At 38.1% G+C, this 16,152-nt stretch carries 19 protein-coding genes and 2 riboswitches; of the genes, 5 read left to right on the forward strand and 14 right to left on the reverse strand.

Translation table 11 applies throughout. The annotated features are described in order from the left end of the window. Positions 1-2 precede the first annotated feature (2 nt). Positions 3-1,109 (reverse strand): glycine cleavage system aminomethyltransferase GcvT, encoded by a 1,107-nt coding sequence (gene gcvT / locus AC625_RS15705; protein ID WP_049682133.1) that lies wholly within the window; start codon positions 1,107-1,109, stop codon positions 3-5. 189 nt (positions 1,110-1,298) lie between these two features. Then, positions 1,299-1,373, reverse strand: a riboswitch (glycine riboswitch). Between the two features lie 3 nt (positions 1,374-1,376). Next, a riboswitch (glycine riboswitch) is annotated at positions 1,377-1,464 on the reverse strand. A gap of 354 nt (positions 1,465-1,818) precedes the next feature. Between gcvT and AC625_RS15710 the strand changes: the two genes are divergently transcribed. Both AC625_RS15710 and AC625_RS15715 read left to right on the forward strand, forming a co-directional pair. After that, on the forward strand, positions 1,819-3,504 hold the full coding sequence (locus AC625_RS15710; protein WP_049682134.1) for a DEAD/DEAH box helicase: 1,686 nt from the start codon (positions 1,819-1,821) through the stop codon (positions 3,502-3,504). Beyond that, the gene (locus AC625_RS15715; protein WP_049682135.1) at positions 3,482-4,276 is read left to right on the forward strand and encodes a YqhG family protein; all 795 of its coding nucleotides are present in this window, start codon (positions 3,482-3,484) and stop codon (positions 4,274-4,276) included. Before AC625_RS15710 ends, AC625_RS15715 begins: the two co-directional genes overlap by 23 nt. Before the next feature lie 142 nt (positions 4,277-4,418). Here AC625_RS15715 and AC625_RS25995 read toward each other — a convergent pair whose 3' ends face one another. The 8 genes from AC625_RS25995 to comGA all read right to left on the reverse strand — a co-directional run bounded on the left by AC625_RS25995 (position 4,419) and on the right by comGA (position 8,645). Further along, positions 4,419-4,601 (reverse strand): YqzE family protein, encoded by a 183-nt coding sequence (locus AC625_RS25995; RefSeq protein WP_400623538.1) that lies wholly within the window; start codon positions 4,599-4,601, stop codon positions 4,419-4,421. A 69-nt stretch (positions 4,602-4,670) separates the two neighbouring features. Continuing rightward, positions 4,671-5,054, reverse strand: a complete 384-nt coding sequence (gene comGG / locus AC625_RS15720) for a competence type IV pilus minor pilin ComGG (RefSeq protein WP_049682136.1) — start codon at positions 5,052-5,054, stop codon at positions 4,671-4,673. 2 nt (positions 5,055-5,056) lie between these two features. Next, on the reverse strand, positions 5,057-5,500 hold the full coding sequence (gene comGF / locus AC625_RS15725) for a competence type IV pilus minor pilin ComGF (RefSeq protein ID WP_049682137.1): 444 nt from the start codon (positions 5,498-5,500) through the stop codon (positions 5,057-5,059). Beyond that, positions 5,472-5,792: a hypothetical protein gene (locus tag AC625_RS15730; protein ID WP_049682138.1), complete on the reverse strand. Its 321-nt coding sequence runs from the start codon at positions 5,790-5,792 to the stop codon at positions 5,472-5,474. The genes comGF and AC625_RS15730 overlap by 29 nt, the downstream gene beginning before the upstream one ends. After that, the gene (gene comGD / locus AC625_RS15735; RefSeq protein WP_049682139.1) at positions 5,779-6,237 is read right to left on the reverse strand and encodes a competence type IV pilus minor pilin ComGD; all 459 of its coding nucleotides are present in this window, start codon (positions 6,235-6,237) and stop codon (positions 5,779-5,781) included. The genes AC625_RS15730 and comGD overlap by 14 nt, the downstream gene beginning before the upstream one ends. Further along, positions 6,230-6,541 carry a competence type IV pilus major pilin ComGC gene (gene comGC, locus AC625_RS15740; RefSeq protein WP_049682140.1) on the reverse strand — a complete coding sequence of 104 codons (312 nt, stop codon included), beginning with the start codon at positions 6,539-6,541 and terminating at the stop codon, positions 6,230-6,232. Before comGC ends, comGD begins: the two co-directional genes overlap by 8 nt. A 12-nt stretch (positions 6,542-6,553) precedes the next feature. Next, a complete protein-coding gene (gene comGB, locus AC625_RS15745) occupies positions 6,554-7,585 on the reverse strand; it encodes a competence type IV pilus assembly protein ComGB (protein WP_049682141.1) in 1,032 nt (343 codons plus the stop codon). Further along, positions 7,572-8,645: a competence type IV pilus ATPase ComGA gene (gene comGA / locus AC625_RS15750; RefSeq protein WP_049682142.1), complete on the reverse strand. Its 1,074-nt coding sequence runs from the start codon at positions 8,643-8,645 to the stop codon at positions 7,572-7,574. The genes comGB and comGA overlap by 14 nt, the downstream gene beginning before the upstream one ends. Positions 8,646-9,195: 550 nt before the next feature. Here comGA and AC625_RS15755 point away from each other — a divergent pair. Next, entirely contained in the window at positions 9,196-9,441 is a 246-nt protein-coding gene (locus tag AC625_RS15755; protein WP_049682143.1) for a DUF2626 domain-containing protein, read from the forward strand. A gap of 147 nt (positions 9,442-9,588) precedes the next feature. On the opposite strand, the gene AC625_RS15760 is transcribed toward AC625_RS15755, so the two are convergent. Next, positions 9,589-10,221, reverse strand: a complete 633-nt coding sequence (locus tag AC625_RS15760) for an MBL fold metallo-hydrolase (protein WP_049683774.1) — start codon at positions 10,219-10,221, stop codon at positions 9,589-9,591. Positions 10,222-10,518: 297 nt separating this feature from the next. Between AC625_RS15760 and AC625_RS26000 the strand changes: the two genes are divergently transcribed. Further along, positions 10,519-10,695, forward strand: coding sequence for a DUF2759 domain-containing protein (locus tag AC625_RS26000; protein WP_049682144.1), 177 nt, complete (start codon positions 10,519-10,521; stop codon positions 10,693-10,695). A 50-nt stretch (positions 10,696-10,745) separates the two neighbouring features. Here the strand turns inward: AC625_RS26000 and AC625_RS15770 are convergent, their stop codons facing one another. From AC625_RS15770 to AC625_RS15780, 3 genes are all read right to left on the reverse strand, one after another. Then, positions 10,746-11,930 (reverse strand): YqgU-like beta propeller domain-containing protein, encoded by a 1,185-nt coding sequence (locus AC625_RS15770; protein WP_049682145.1) that lies wholly within the window; start codon positions 11,928-11,930, stop codon positions 10,746-10,748. A gap of 182 nt (positions 11,931-12,112) precedes the next feature. Then, a complete protein-coding gene (locus AC625_RS15775; protein WP_049682146.1) occupies positions 12,113-13,081 on the reverse strand; it encodes an ROK family glucokinase in 969 nt (322 codons plus the stop codon). Beyond that, the gene (locus AC625_RS15780; protein ID WP_049682147.1) at positions 13,074-13,310 is read right to left on the reverse strand and encodes a YqgQ family protein; all 237 of its coding nucleotides are present in this window, start codon (positions 13,308-13,310) and stop codon (positions 13,074-13,076) included. Before AC625_RS15780 ends, AC625_RS15775 begins: the two co-directional genes overlap by 8 nt. 181 nt (positions 13,311-13,491) lie before the next feature. Here AC625_RS15780 and AC625_RS15785 point away from each other — a divergent pair, with 181 nt between their 5' ends. Further along, positions 13,492-14,355, forward strand: coding sequence for a hypothetical protein (locus AC625_RS15785; RefSeq protein WP_049682148.1), 864 nt, complete (start codon positions 13,492-13,494; stop codon positions 14,353-14,355). A 120-nt stretch (positions 14,356-14,475) separates the two neighbouring features. Here the strand turns inward: AC625_RS15785 and AC625_RS15790 are convergent, their stop codons facing one another. After that, positions 14,476-16,023 (reverse strand): rhomboid family intramembrane serine protease, encoded by a 1,548-nt coding sequence (locus AC625_RS15790; RefSeq protein ID WP_156187560.1) that lies wholly within the window; start codon positions 16,021-16,023, stop codon positions 14,476-14,478. Between the last annotated feature and the right edge of the window lie 129 nt (positions 16,024-16,152).

The raw sequence follows: 16,152 nt of genomic DNA on the forward strand, positions 1-16,152 counted from the left end.
CTTTATCCTCTTGGTCGTTTGTAAAATGGCGTCTTAGCCACAACAGCTTTCACACGTTTTGAACGGATTTCAACTTCAACCTCTGTTCCAATCGCTGTAAACTCTTTTTTCAATAGTGCAAGACCAACGTTTTTCTGCAATGTCGGCGATTGTGTCCCTGTTGTCACTTCACCAATTAAATCAGAACCATAGTAAACAGAATAGCCATGACGTGGTATGCCGCGTTCAATCATTTCGATGCCGACAAGCTTACGCGGTGCACCATGCTCTTTTTGCTCAGAAAGAACAGACTTGCCGATGAAATCAACCTCTTTGTCAACTTTGACCGCAAAACCGATTCCTGCTTCAATCGGCGAAATATCAGGTGACAATTCTTGACCGTATAACGGAAGCTTAGCCTCGAACCGGAGCGTATCACGAGCACCTAGACCGATTGGCTGAACGCCTTCGTCCTTACCAGCCTCAAGAATCGCTTTCCAAAGTGTTTTGGCGTCTTCGTTTTTACAATACATTTCAAAGCCATCTTCCCCTGTATACCCTGTGCGTGATACGAGAGCCAAGACTCCATTTATTTCCACATTCTCTTCGAAAGTAAAAAAGTCAATCTCACTCAAATTCGTGTTTACAGCTAATTTCTGAAGGACTTTTTCAGCAGCTGGGCCTTGAAGAGCAAGCAGAGCTAATTCTTTTGATATATTGGTAAGTTCGACATCCCCAATCAAGTGATCGTACAACCAATTGAAATCTTTCTCGATATTGCCAGCGTTCACAACTAATAAGTAGTCATCTTCCGCTTTCTTATAAATAATTAAATCATCGACAACTCCACCATTTTCATAGCACAATGCGGCATATTGTGCATGCCCTACTTCAAGCTTGTAAATATCGTTCGTAATCATTCTTTGTAAAAAATCAGTGCTTCCCTCACCTTTTACAACAAACTCTCCCATATGAGAGACATCGAACAAGCCTGCCTTTGTTCTGACTGCTTTATGTTCTTCTTTAATGCTAGAAAACTGGACTGGTAGCTCCCAGCCACCAAAGTCAATCGTTTTACCACCATAATCTGCGTAGATCGTAAATAATGGCGTCCTTTTTAATTCAGTCATACTACGCCTCCTCACATTTTTTAGGGCATAAAAACATCCATGAGCGCCTGCTCTAAAACTAAAGCGATGAAAAAGGTTCAGGTTCTAAAAATTGTATCACCTTATGAGGGTGGAGATGCGCAGCTGATTTTGCGAAGCCCCGCCCCTTTTCCATAGCAAAAAGACAGAGAAGCTCCTTTTGAGCTATTTCTCTGTCCTGAAACCTGAAAGTTTACCTAAAAAGGCTTTCCCCTTTGGTGGTCTTAAAATAGACACTCTCCAGAGTTGCGTCCAACAAGGGTTCTTTTGCCTGAGAGATTCGCTGCTAAGCTTGCTCCTTCGGCGCTACAAATGTAGTCTCTCCCCCTGCCTTCATCCGCTTATAATATTGTCTTTTTTGAACATACTATGTAATGAACAGAAAATAAGGATAGAACCACGAAGACAGTCTTTGCCGCCTTTATATAATCTGATATTTCAAAGGAAACGAGGCTGCTTTCGCGAAACATATTGAATACTGTTACCACTATAGTAAATCAAACAGTGAAAGTCTTGCAAATAACAACTCGTATTTATTTATAGAAAATTTCAAAATTAATCCGTTACGTTCATACTACCATTAATAATGCTTGAATCGCAATCATTTTTCCACAAAATACAAACCTTTATATATATTAACCTTATAAACGTTCGTGTATTATCTTTGTATTTCTAGAAAGGAGAAACGTTTATGCAAATTCGAATCACATTTGACGATGAATGGTCAGAAGAATTTTTAGATAAAGTGGAGAATGATGGTCCTTGGGCGAATTGGGAACTGTATAAACTTGCAGTTCAGGCTGAAAATCACTTGGCCATCCCTGAATTTGAAGGGTTGCAGGCACCTCATCATCTTAATCAGCTAACACCACTTCCTCATCAGCTCGAAGCCGCAAGACAAGTTGTAGAGAATATGAATGGCAAGGCTATCCTAGCTGATGAAGTAGGTCTAGGAAAAACAATCGAAGCTGGTTTAATCATTAAAGAATACATGATTCGCGGTCTCGTGAAAAAGGTACTCATTCTCGTTCCTGCTTCACTTGTTTCTCAATGGGCTTTTGAGTTGAATACAAAGTTTCATATTCCCGCTGTTGTCCAGAGAAAAAGCTATGTATGGGATTCTTATGATTGTATCGTTTCATCCATAGATACAGCAAAGCGTAATCCACATAGAGACATCATTTTCAAGCAAGAATACGATCTTATCATTATTGATGAAGCCCATAAATTAAAAAATAACAAAACGAAAAACTATGAATTTGTTCAAAGTTTGAAAAAGAAGTTCTGCCTTCTGCTAACCGCTACACCTATTCAAAATAAGGTAGAAGAAATTTTCCATCTTGTTTCCCTACTTAAGCCTGGGCATCTAGGAAATGCTACTCTTTTTTCCGAAAAATATAAAGGAAAAGGCCGTACCATATATGAAGACGAACATCTTAAGGAGCTTGTTAATACGGTAATGATTCGTAACCGCCGGGCCGATACTGGAATCGAGTGGACGAAACGTCATGTTGAAACGATTATTATTAAGTTTACACCGACCGAGCAGGCCTTATATGATGCTGTATCTACATTTAAACCGCTATCGGAAGGAGCCGGAAGTGCATTTTCAAGCTTAACTCTCCAAAGAGAAGCATGCAGCAGTAGAGAAGCAGTCTTTAATACTCTGAAAAACATGTCGCAAAAACATGAAAATCCTGCACCTGAATTCATTGAAAAGTTGAACAATCTTTTTGAAACGGCAAAGCTGGTTGAGCGCAATTCGAAGGCTGAGAAAGCATTGGAATTAATACAGAAAATCAACGATAAAGTCATTATTTTCACAGAATACCGAGCTACACAACTTTATTTGCAATGGTTTTTACAACAAAACGGCATAAGCTCAGTGCCTTTTCGCGGCGGGTTTAAGCGTGGTAAAAAAGATTGGATGAAAGAGCTTTTTCAAAATAAGATTCAAGTGCTGATTGCTACAGAAGCTGGCGGTGAAGGAATCAACCTACAATTTTGTCATCATTTAATCAACTTTGATTTGCCATGGAATCCAATGCGGCTCGAGCAACGAATTGGACGGGTCCATCGGCTCGGCCAAACGGAAGATGTCATGATTTATAATTTCGCGACGGAAAATACAGTAGAAGAACATATTTTGAAACTTCTCTATGAAAAGATTCATTTATTTGAAAAAGTGATTGGCGAGTTGGATGATATTTTAACAAAATTAGATATCGGCAATATTGAAGAGTATTTAGTGGATGTAGTAGAAGGATCAAAATCAGAAGGCGAAATGAAAATTAAAATGGATAATCTTTCTTCCATGATTCAATTCGCCCAAGAAATGAAGGAGGAAAATCTTCATGCAGCAACAGGAAATTCATGATTTCTTGCTCACCTATTTCAAAGCGAATCATTGTGAAATTTTAGAAAATCACCCTGCCTATTTAACGATTCAGTTAACAGTTGAACTCGACAAAGAATTGATGAACCGTCCCTTTTACTGGCACTACCTTGAAAAAACCGGTGGCGTTCCCAACCCATCTCAGCTTACCCTTATAACAGATCCACAGCAAGCACCAGCTGATGTAAAAGGGGAACTGATCCATTTCGGATCACAACGACTCCATCAAATTTTTGCGTCTACGAAAAAGCTTGCCGGATTTATCCGCCTATATGAGGAGATTGTTCAAAAGGGCCATGCACAAAGTCCCTTATATCCATGGCTTTCTATCAATGCAAAAATTTCCTATCAAAGTGATCGTAAGAAGGATATTTTGTTGTCTGCAGGCTTAAATTTAATAACAGGAAAAATCATCGAACAGTTTCATGAAAGGCTTTTACACATACAAGTAACCCCAAAAATTCCAGACTACTCATTTACCTTATCACCGCTCATCAAACCGAAAAGCGGTCTGCTCAGGCTTGATTCATATATTCGGCGAACCTTTGAAGGTGATGATCATACTTGGGCTGAAAGAGCGATTGAGCGATGGGAAGATGATCTACGGTTACTTGAAAACTTTTATCAAGATATGGAAGACAAGGCTGAGAGCTACTATACCGAAAAGGTAGCATTGCAAAATCGCTATGAACCAAATATCACCATTTCTATTGTCAATGGTGGGTTGTTTTATTTATCTAATCAAGCCATCTAACCTTCTTGAAACAAAATAAAAAGGAGGTCCCATACCGAAAGGGTCTACCACATCTACTAGATATCGTTTATCTGACGCGTACACGGCATAATAAACGGTGTATAGAGTGTGAGGTCAAGACCCTTTGGGACATCCTCTTCGTTTATTTTCTTTTCAAAAGCATAGTTATTGCGAAAGGTACAATCCCAAACCACTGACTCAGAAATGTTGGCCTGTTTTCTTTTTTATGTTTGCGCTGTTCTTTTCGAACGGATTTTGGAACTTCAAAGTATTTTACTAGTTGCTGCGTTAAATATTTAATATAATCGTTCGTAGACATAGACATCACCTACTATTCAGTATGGACAGAATCAGCTTTTTTATTCATAAGATCGCCCAAAGTCGCTTTAGCCATTTAAGTAAATATCTCTCCCCACTTCACCAGCTTCCCCTCTTCTTTGTCGTAAAGGAAATTCACTTTCCTACTCAGACCTTGCTTTGTTAGTGCGGATAATATCAGCGAAATATAGCGCTCTTCCCTGCTTATCACTACATACTCGACAGTCCCATTGGGAAAGTGAAGGACTCCTTCATCAATTTGATCATCATGGACGACCATATTCTGCACTTTATGAGAGGCCAACAACAGAATATGATCAAGTACTAAACCATCTTCAACATTTTTGTAAAACATTTTTTCAAGGTTGAATTTTTCTATGCTATAAAAAGTGAGCATAATTAAAACCGCAGCTACAACCATTGTGACAGGCAACACTGCACCTTGTTCATTTCTGAACATTTTCATCCACTTGTCACGAAGGGCCGCAGCACCCTTGTAAACGTATTTCCTGCCAAGTCTTTTACGGATATAACAATTTTATATCCTTCCAGCCTACAATGAAAACTAGAGACGTTTTGAAGCATAATTTGATGTCCCGTACGATTCACCCGCCTTCGTAAAATTTGATTATATTTTTCAATGCTTACAATATCTTCTCCTACAACCATATAAATGTTGTCATTCAATATAGTCTGGCTGCTTGATAGCCAAAGTTCTTCCTTTACTTGTTGCAGAAAAATTTCCCATTCCATTTGATTAAGACTTTTATCCTGATGAAGTTCTTTGCCTACTACTACATAAAGCTGAACTATCATTCCAGCAATCAGAATAAAGATCGACAAAGACAACAGCATCTCGATGAGTGTAAATCCTCGATTATTCAACTGCGTCACAAACCGTTTCATATGAACCTTCTACATTTTCATATTCCATACAGCCCATTAACTTTGCCGATCCGTCTATAAGCGTCCAAGTGAAACGGTACTCGTCCGATATTTCTGTTGACAATCTTCCATTGCTGTCAAGATAAGCAGCCAATGTTTCATAAAGTAGATGCAGAGCAACTGATCTACTTTTTATATTTGCACGATCATTCTTGATTTCATGAACAATAGGCAAAATTGTGCCTACGATAAATAGGCAGATCACAAAAGCAATCATCGTTTCAAGAAATATATATCCATTAGAGTTTCTCAATTTTCATCCTTCCTGACCCAAGATAAATGGTGAGTGTATTCACTGAACTTTTTGTCCGAATGATCCAAGTGCCTGACAAGTTGGGTGATCCTTTTTGATAAAAGGCAATTTCCAAATTCATACTCCCTTTTTCGATTTTAATGTCACTTGGAATCGAGCGTTGAACAAGTTTTTTCTGTTTATAATCGGTGGAACCATAGTATTCTTTGTTTTTCAAATCAATCGAAAAAGTCGTCTTCATATTATGAGTCATTGCATAATGCTGGACATAATGCAAATCATCAATCATTTGATTCATGAAAAGTCGATTCTCCATACTTTTTGAAAAGCCTGGGAGAAAGCCGAGACTAAGCGATACAATCAACATAAAAATGGACAGAACAAGCAACATTTCTGACAGTGTAAATCCTTGTTCGTCACTTGGAATTGTATTCTCATTATTCATCTTTACTTGCTTTCGTTAAACTTACTTCTCCATCGGCATTCATCGTGATATCACCTTCCTTCGAGCAGTAAGCTTTATTAAGATATTTCTCTTTTTCCAATTCATCTAAACTCGCCGGTAGAGCATTATGATCGATTTGATATGCCTGCACTTGACTTTGCGCCATTTTCACATAGGCGTCACAACCTTTTGACTGAATCGAATTTTGGTTTTTCAAAATGTTAGGGATAGTAATAATTAACAGGATAGAAATGACAAATAAAACAATGAGCATTTCAATGAGTGTAAACCCTTTTTCATTCATTCTTTTTCCTCCTTAAAGTCCTTTCATAAGCGAAAACATTGGTAACAGAACGGCCAAATAAATGGAAACAATCACAAGACCAATTAGTGAAAATAAGGCTGGCTGAATAATCTGCATCATAAACTTCATCTTCTCTTCGGCTTGATCTAAAATAAAGCGGCTATACATATATAATTCTTGCTCAAGCCTCCCCGATTTCTGGCCATTTGCAGTAATGATACTTAACCTTTTCTCAAAATAGGGCAGATCTCGAAATATGGCGTCAAGCGGCTTCCCTTCCGTTAATTCATTTCTTATTAATTGACAAACATCATGATAAAACGGCTGGACTCCACTCTTTTCGAATAGGGTAATACTTTCGTTAATGGATAATCCCCCCGCTAGAAGGCCGCTTAATTGACTTGCAAAAAAATGGGTTTCATACAATTTTATAAAGGTACCAAGGAGGGGGATTCTTAAAAGCAAGCTTTGCCGTTTAAAGGGTGGGAGTTTCTTCAAGTAGAATAGGTGGAGCAGCAGATATACGATAATCCCAAAAACGAGGAGGTAGGGAAGCAAGTCTAATAAAGTTACGAATGATATAATGATTTGTAACAACAACGTTTCTTCTGCATTCATCGTTTGAAAGAGATGTTGAATTTTAGGAAGAAGCACGGTTTTCATCATATAAAATACAATCGTTACAAAAAAAATGAGGAAAAGCGGATACAGAAACATCTTTTTTAATTTCTCGATGTCGTCATTTCTTTGCCCCCAATACAGTCCTGCTTCCTGAAGTGCTTTAGGTAGATTGCCGTATGCTTCAGAAAAGTAAATAAAGTGGACCAATTGAGGATGAAAATTCATCATAGTTAAGACACTGTGAAAGGGATTTCCACTTCGCAACTCTGAAATTGAACGACGTAAATCAGCTTCTTTCTTTTTAGAATGTTGAAGCATAAGAAATTGGATGGCCTCGGCAAGTGGGTAGCCAAATTCTAATAACTCTCCTAATTTGAGAAGAAATTGTGATTGTTCCTTCATATTCCAATTACTTCGTTTCATATTCATACACCAATCTTGTAAATTCCTCTTGATTTACATACCCAAACGCAACTGCTTTGCCGATTTCATTCCTTAATTTTCGATAAGATACGTCATTCCCTTCACCTTTGGCCGATTGCAATACTGCCGACAACTCTTTACCTGTAATAAGTTCGTATGCACTTGCTCGTTTTCTTCTTTTTTGAATACCACACTCGCCGTAACATTCATTTCTCCCGCAGATTGGACACTGAAGTTCTAACAATCTTTGAGCCGTCACAGCTAGTAAGGTTTGTTGAATTTCAATCCAACTGATTCCGAATTCTAGCAGTCGGTAAACGGCACCTTGTGCATCCCTAGTATGCATTGTTGTAAGTATGAGATGCCCGGTCATGGCCGCCCTCACAGCTATTTCCGCCGTTTCTGCGTCACGAATTTCTCCTACCATAATGACATCCGGATCGTGTCGTAACACAGCTTTCAAGCCTACAGAATACGTAATGCCGGCTTTTTCATTAATTTGGACTTGAAGGACTTGTTCTGATTCATTTTCAATGGGGTCTTCTAAGGTGATGACATTGCGGTTCATCATAGCTTTTGCGTGGTGAAGTAGCGAGTATAAGGTAGTCGTTTTGCCGCTTCCGGTCGGTCCGGTTAGAATGACCATCCCATGAGAGTGTTTTACTAGAGCTGACAGTTTATCCGCTGTATTCTTGAAGATGGAAAGCTGTTCGATAGGTAGAATATTTTGCTTAGGAATGAGTCGAATCACAAGGCTTTCGGAAAAAGTGGCGGGCAGCGTAGATAATCTTAGACCAATAAATTTGTTGTCCAACTCAAGGGTGATGGCTCCGCTTTGTGGCCGTCTTTTTTCACCAATGTCCATCGAAGCAAGAAATTTCAAATGAGAAATGAGGCGATCACTTTCGTCTTTCGTTAACACTTCCTGGGGATGTAGCTTGCTTTCGATACGGAATTGGATGAGAGGACCATCTTTTCTAGGAACAATATGAATATCAGATGCTCCTAGACGGACAGCACGCGAAAGGATATCGTCTGCTGTCTTTTCAATCGATTTCAATTACAATTCACCTCCTATTTTGGATAATTGTACATTTCGACGCCTTTTGGCAAAATCCTTTAAAAAAATAAAATTTTTTTAAATATTTTTTTCGAGTGAAAAATATCGTCTCTGTCCATAATAATCTGGCAAATATTTTTCTAACCGACCTTAGATTATTGGACTTGTTTGAATGACATCCCTAAGAGCCATCTTTACACATTTTACTGACTTGTTGATTCTTTCACTACCATAAGAATTTCCATATATAATAATGGGCATAATGAATATGACTTGAAAACGTAGGAAGAATCGCATAATTAGCACAGGTACTACAGTATTTGCTTTTGGAGAAAAATATCGATGGCCAAAAAAGAGCAATATGCTAAGCAGATTAATTCGAAAATTCGAAGCATATACAGAACAACAACAGAGTAATTCCGTTCTGTTGCAAACTTGTCAACCGGCACATATTTGGTAGTGTTTACAAACTAGGCTTTACAGTTCGTGAGCAACTATTCTATAATTACGTTAGAGATAACCATCAATGGGAATTAAAGGGGGTATTAGAGTGGATCGTATGTATCGCGTTTTAGGTTTTTGGACAGCCGTTATGGCAATCTTTTTCTACCTTGGAGACATGTATGCATTATCTTTACTTTTCTTCGGGCAAACTGCTTTTTTTGTACTTTTAAGTTATCTTCGACTTTCAGAGCGTATGTATATCTATGTGTTTGGCGCTTATTTAACCGTTTTCTTTGTCGGATACAGCTACTACACAGTATTTTTACTGCCTGCGGGCGGGGCAGCGCATTAAGTGCTACATAGTAAAGAGAGGCAAGGGGTCTGACCTCACACTCTATACACTGTTTATAATGTCATTTACATGACATATAAATAGTGTATAGTAGATGTGGGGTCAGACCCTTTCTTTGGGACCTCCTCTTTTTCCACATTTTCTCCCTTAAAACCCATTCAGGAATGGGTTTTGATTCATTTCATCGGAAATGTTCGTAATCGGTCCGTGTCCTGGTAATACGATCGTATCCTCCGGCAAAACTAATAGCTTTTCGTGAATGCTTGTTAACAATTGCTGTTCATTGCCACCTCTTAAATCAGTGCGGCCTACGCTTTGTTGAAAAAGTACATCACCTGAGAAAATCATTCCTTCATCTCGTAAGTAATAAGAAACACTTCCTGGAGAATGTCCTGGCGTTTCCAATACAGTAAAATGGAACTCGCCCAGCACTAAGTCAAATTCATTTGTAATCATTTGATCTGCTGGCTTTATTTTGATTGGATGCCCTGGTGTAAATGATTGCGAGCCATTTAGGGCTGCATCTACAAGCCACTTTGCTTCTTTTTCATGTAAGTATACGGGAATCTGATAATAATCTCGAATAACATCCACAGCTCCGATATGGTCAAAATGAGCGTGTGTTAATAATATCGCAATGGGCTGCCATTTTTTAGTCTGGATATACTGTATTAATTTATCGCCTTCTCCGCCTGGATCAACAATCACACATTTTTCTGCTTTCTCCATTACGTAGCAATTTGTTTGTAACGGTCCTAAAGGTATCTGGTTCCACTTCAACATCTTCACTCCTATCCTAATTCCAAAACGCTTTATTATCATTTTACACAATTTCTAAGACTTATTGTTTACTATTACATTCACGAGAAACCCATAACATTTTAAACCTACCATTTTTGAAAAAATAAAACCATTCATTTAACTTACAATGAAGGTTCATTTTTAAACCTCGACAAACATCCAAAAAAACATTAAAATGTTAATATATGCAATCAAAATTACATATTCTAAAGTTCGTTATCAAATCTTTGGGTACATTATAGGTAAACAAAGATTAAGAACAAAGGGGGCAAAAACATGGGATTAGTAATTATTTTCGCTCTAGTCGCTATATTAGGACTAGCTGCTACACTACGTGCATTTAAAGATAAAAACATTCTAGCGATTTTGTTTGCTGGAGGAAGCACAGTCGTATTTGGCTGGTTTGCCATTATGACTGTCGTTAACAATGGCTTTCCAACACTGGTACACTGATTACTTAAATCGCAAGACTAAAGAGGCTGCTATTCGGCGGCCTCTTTTTCTTAGCTTATCTCAAATAAATGCTTTACTGTTTTAGTTTTCAAGTTAATGATTTTTTCAAATTGATTCCCATATAGGCACCAAAGGCCATTCTGTGAACAGCTTATTGGTTCATTTTCTGCTTTGGTGAGAATTTCTTCTTCTTTTCCTGTATTCCAGTTGAATACTCGTAAAGAAAATTTCCCATCATATTGATCAACATTCGTCGCTTTTTCTGGTACGAAAGAGATAAACTGAGAGGTTTCTTCTCTCATTTCAAAATAAGGAATCAGCCAATTTGAAAAGTTTTTTATATGTGGCACTGAAAAACTAGTAATAAGCTTGTTTTTATCATTAAAAAAGCTATAAGTAGCTTTATCATAGTTCTCACTTTGATCTTGAATCGTCATTAATGTATGTGCTGTTCGAGTAAAGTAAATAACGTCAAGCATCATACTTTCCCGCTGATTTGAATGAAGGTTCTTCTTGATAAGTGGCGCTTTTAAATTAGGCTCATCTTCATTCCAGTCTAAATACAGCAGATCTTCCTTACTTCCCCACTTCACAAAGGGCTGTGGAAATTCGATTGTTTCAATCTTTTGTTCTTTCGTATTTACGATGTATGTTCGATATGACCAATCTTCAAAAAAACTTGAAAGAAACAGCACACCTTGGTCATGAATATTCCATTCATAAGCTAACTCAATGGATGGCACAGAAACAGAAAATGCCCTTGTACCATCATGATTCAAAACTTCAATCGCTGCTTTATTAGCTAATAGAGCTAAATGAACGAGCACATACGATCGATCTGGACTAATACTAACATCCACAATATCATCGGTTGGTTGATAAAAAACGCTTTTTTTCTGCGTCTGAAAATTCCAGCTCATCACCTGTAATTGGTCACTTTCATCAAGTTTTGACGAATAAAGAATGGTGGAAGAATCCAACCAGCCATACACTTGTACAATCTGTTCGTGTTTGTCGATTAGAAATTCAGGTATCTCGTACTTGTCTTCAACTACAACGGGGTTTTCTAATTCTTTTTCTGGTTTCAATGTTTCATTCTTCGTGGCCTCACAAGCCGTTAGGAGAAGGAAAATGGAGATGGTACATAATACAAAACGAATGTTTAAACGAATTGCCGGCACTCCCAGCCGCAGTAATAGATGAACTACTGCCCTAAAAAACTTTTCAACCTCCACACCTCCTATTTTTACGAATGCTTTAGATATTCATTATAAAACAAAAAATCAACGAAAGCCCCCAAAAACTGTCACATAAATATTTTTTTATTATCATGGATGATTATAAAAAGGATGTCCCATAACGAAAGGGTTAGACCCTTTTGGAACATCCTCTCATTGTGATGATTTATCACAATCAATTAATTAGCAAAATGTTTTTTCACAAGCCATGCAGCTCCGATAACTCCTGCATCATTTCCAAGTGTAGCCAAACTAATTGTTGTTGATTTGCGAACACGCTTAAATGCGTAGAGCTCAAAATATTCCCGTACTGGCTTAAGCAGTAAATCACCCGCTTTAGAGACCCCTCCGCCAATTACGATTTTTTCCGGATTCAAGATATTACCTGCCTGTGATAACGCAAGCCCTAAGTACTTGCTAACCTGTTGAATAACCTTTAGTGATATAGCATCTCCCTCTTGTGCACATGTGAATAGAAGTTTCGATGATAAGCTTTCTCCATCGTCTATTTTCTCTTGGAGTAAGGAAGGCTCGTTTGCTTTTTCCAAAGCTTCTTGGGCTAAACGAACAATTCCTGTCGCGGAAGCTACCGTTTCAAGACAGCCGGTTTTACCGCAGTTACAAGGAGCACCTGCATCTGGAACTACTGTAATATGCCCCAATTCCCCACCTGCACCGCTTACACCATGAACCATTAATCCGTTAGCAATGACTCCACCACCAACGCCAGTTCCAAGTGTCACACAGACGATATCTTTTGCCCCATTCCCAGCACCTTTCCACATTTCTCCGAGAGCCGCTATATTCGCATCATTATCAATGACAGCTGGTAGTAAAGTTTCCGTTTCCAGTAAATCCTTTAACGGGTAGTTGTTCCAGCCAAGATTAATAGCTTCATAGATAGAACCATTTATAGCATTAACTGGACCTGGTGCCCCCATGCCGATTCCAAGCAATCTACTCTTAGACTCTCCTAATTCCGCTAATTTGTCATCAATCGCTTTGGCAATATTGGTGGTGATTCGCTGACCATTATCTGAAATATCAGTAACAATTTCCCATTTATGAAGAATTTCTCCGTGCATATTAATAATTGCAAGTTTCGTTGTAGTTCCACCCAAATCTACGCCCATTAGCCATTTATCCATTTATGTCACCTTCTAATTTTTTTATTGAATGTTTATTCGTATTCTCAGCCTGAATCTCCTGCCTTAATAACAAAATAGCCATCTGAAATTCTTTAGTGTCCATCATACCTAACTTATAAATTTCTCGAATCTCTATTTCCATCAATTCAAGATCTGCAGTTCTGTCACCGGTATAGATGAATGTCCCAAATCTTTTTAAATATGTTTTAATATCATAAATTGTATTCATGGATGTCCCTTTCCTAAAGTTGCTTTACTCCGCTTTATTTATACCCTATTAAAAGTATATCGAACGCATGATTAACCTACAAGTGAAAGCGTTTTTTATTTTTTTTAAACTCATTATCTTTTCATAGTTGTCTATCTTGATTCATAAAATGGAGTACCGTGATTTTTTTTGGAGGTGCAAAATGAAAATTGAATGGAAGCATACAGCCATTATTTTACTAACAGCTCTATTGGCCGCATTTTTTACGTTCGGATCAAAATCAGTTGAGGAAACCATTATTTTTTTCCCGATAGATCCCGTCCTCCACTTTGATACAGCTGATACGAAATTACACGCAAAGCAAAAAGATCCCTCACACTATCAAGTAAATTGGAAAATCGAATCCACCTTAGCACAGCCAGTTTATTTACGGCAAGATGTTTCTTTATTATATAAAAATGGACGATTAATAGGGCTAATAAAGGATTGGAAGCAAAATAAAGCGAACTTATTGCAAACAAAGTCTTTTTCCGAAAAAGATAGTGGTCTCTTCGAAAGTGTCAGCTTCCATTACGGAGAAGTGCATCCGAAGGAAAACACGTATACTAGTGTGCAAAAAATGAGTAAAGATCATCTTTATGCGATTATCACTCCCCAAACAGGCTTTCAAGCATTTCACGAGTCGATCGATAAAGATCAAATGGAATGGCAGCATACGCTTGACAAGTACACTACATCTATTGTTCAAGCAGCTTTTACAGACGCCCTGAAGAAGTTTGGAATCCTTGAAAATCATTACACTGCTTTATCGTTAACTGACCTGCCGAACAGGACCGATGAATTACTTAAAGGTTTTCCTTCGGCACAGAAAGAAGAAATAATCGGAAAACTTTGGGAGGGGTTATACAAAAATTATCTTTTAGGAATAAATAAAGAAGGCGCAAGCGCCCTAAATCCATTAGGCAGTACCGTCCCAATTGTACTAGTTGCCAAAAACCAAAGCGAGCTGCTCGTTCTATTTCAAACGAATGATAGGACACCTATATTGCTTCGCCAAGAGTTATAAGAGATCAGGCAGCGAGTCAGAACCCGCTCGAACTACACCCCTTTTTAAACCGGCACATTATCACAGGTTAACTAACCATCAGTGGGGGGGTGAAAAAAAACCGCTGATGGAAGTTTCACTTTATGGCGCTCCATTCAACTGATTCAATATATTTTGATATTCTTCGTGATCTGGAGACAGCTCAACTGCTTTTTGAAACTGCCTCTTCGCTTCCTCAATGCGTTGCAAATTATAATAGGATAAACCTAAATTATAGTGCGCTTCATGAAATGTTGGTTGCTGCTTGACTGACTCTTCATAGTGATGTGAGGCTTCTTGGAAATGTCCACGCTCAAATTCAATATTCCCAAGCATAAACGAAGACAATGGATGGTTTTCCATTTTATCAATACTATCTGTTAACAGCTCGTATGCTTTGTTACTATTGCCAGCAGTCATATATTCTTGGGCCAAACTCCCTGTCGTTCTATCAAAATATACGGATTGATTACGATCACTGTAGGCGTATTGAAGTAATCCATAAGTGAGGATAATCGTAGCACCCGCAAATAACAGCTGTTTGATACTTTGTTTATGTTTAGGTAGATGGACGATACCGGCAGCCAAGAAGCCGCCTATCAACCCACCGATATGCCCGGCATTATCGATACCTGACACTGAAAAGCCATAGCCTAGGTTAATAGCAATCAGAATGATGATATTCATGCCCATCGTTCTAAAAAATAATTTCGGGTACGTCATTCCAAAAAATAATAATGCACCAAAACAGCCAAAAATGGCACCACTCGCTCCTGCTGAAACTGACGGCGTGATGATCAAACTTGCTAACGATCCGCCAAAGCCTGCAATCAGGTAAATGATTAAAAATCGGATATTTCCATAAAGCCGTTCAACTTCCGATCCAATAAAATAGAGAGACAGGGTATTCATCAATAAATGCATAAAGCCAATATGTACAACAATTGGTGTAAAAAAGCGCCACCATTCTCCGGACATAATATATGGTGAATATTTAGCCCCGTAATCCACTAATGTTTTTGTATTCGTGCTTCCACCATTCATTTCCATTAGTAAAAAGATCATGATCTGAATCGCCATAAAAATATATGTAAAGATAGGTTTTCCTCTTTGGAAAAGCTGTTGCTCTTCCTTTGCCTTTTTAACGGATCCCGCTAGAGCCGCCTGCTTGATCTTACTAATCTTTTGTTCGTCGATTTCCTCATCAAGTGGCAACTCAATGGAAAAGGGCTTCGTAAAAATGGTTTCAAGCTCATTTATTCTGGCAGAATAGGAAGCTGTACTTACAATTTGTGAAGTGACAGTCGTTTTGTTTTCAATCCTTTGCTTGTGAATAAATTCATAATCATCCACAGGTTCATATGTTGTGATATAAACATTCAAAATAGTCAATGGCTTTTTAATGAGTTTCCTCCGTATTTGTTCGCCAATTAGAGAAGCTCTTTCAATATCACGCTTTAGCCAATTCGCCCAATCAAGATCATGACGAATGATTCTAACAATATGAAACGCCTTGTCTTTATCTGTTTCAAGCCATATTTCCTGATGATCGTCAGATATCGTAACCATTCGATAATGATATTGAACTGAAAGCTGTTTAACGATTGACCAATATAGATAATCCTCCTTAAATCCCAATACTTTCCCCACTTTCTTACTGCTAATTTATGTAGTCTTCCTTACCCTTCCTCTTCACTATAGTAGATTTAATTGTAATTGTACAAACAAAGATACATGATTCATTTCGTTTTTTTGTTAATGAATCCCTTAGAAAAAATG

Origin of the sequence: Peribacillus loiseleuriae (genome assembly GCF_001183985.1) — a bacterium.
GTDB classification, from domain to species: domain Bacteria; phylum Bacillota; class Bacilli; order Bacillales; family DSM-1321; genus Peribacillus; species Peribacillus loiseleuriae.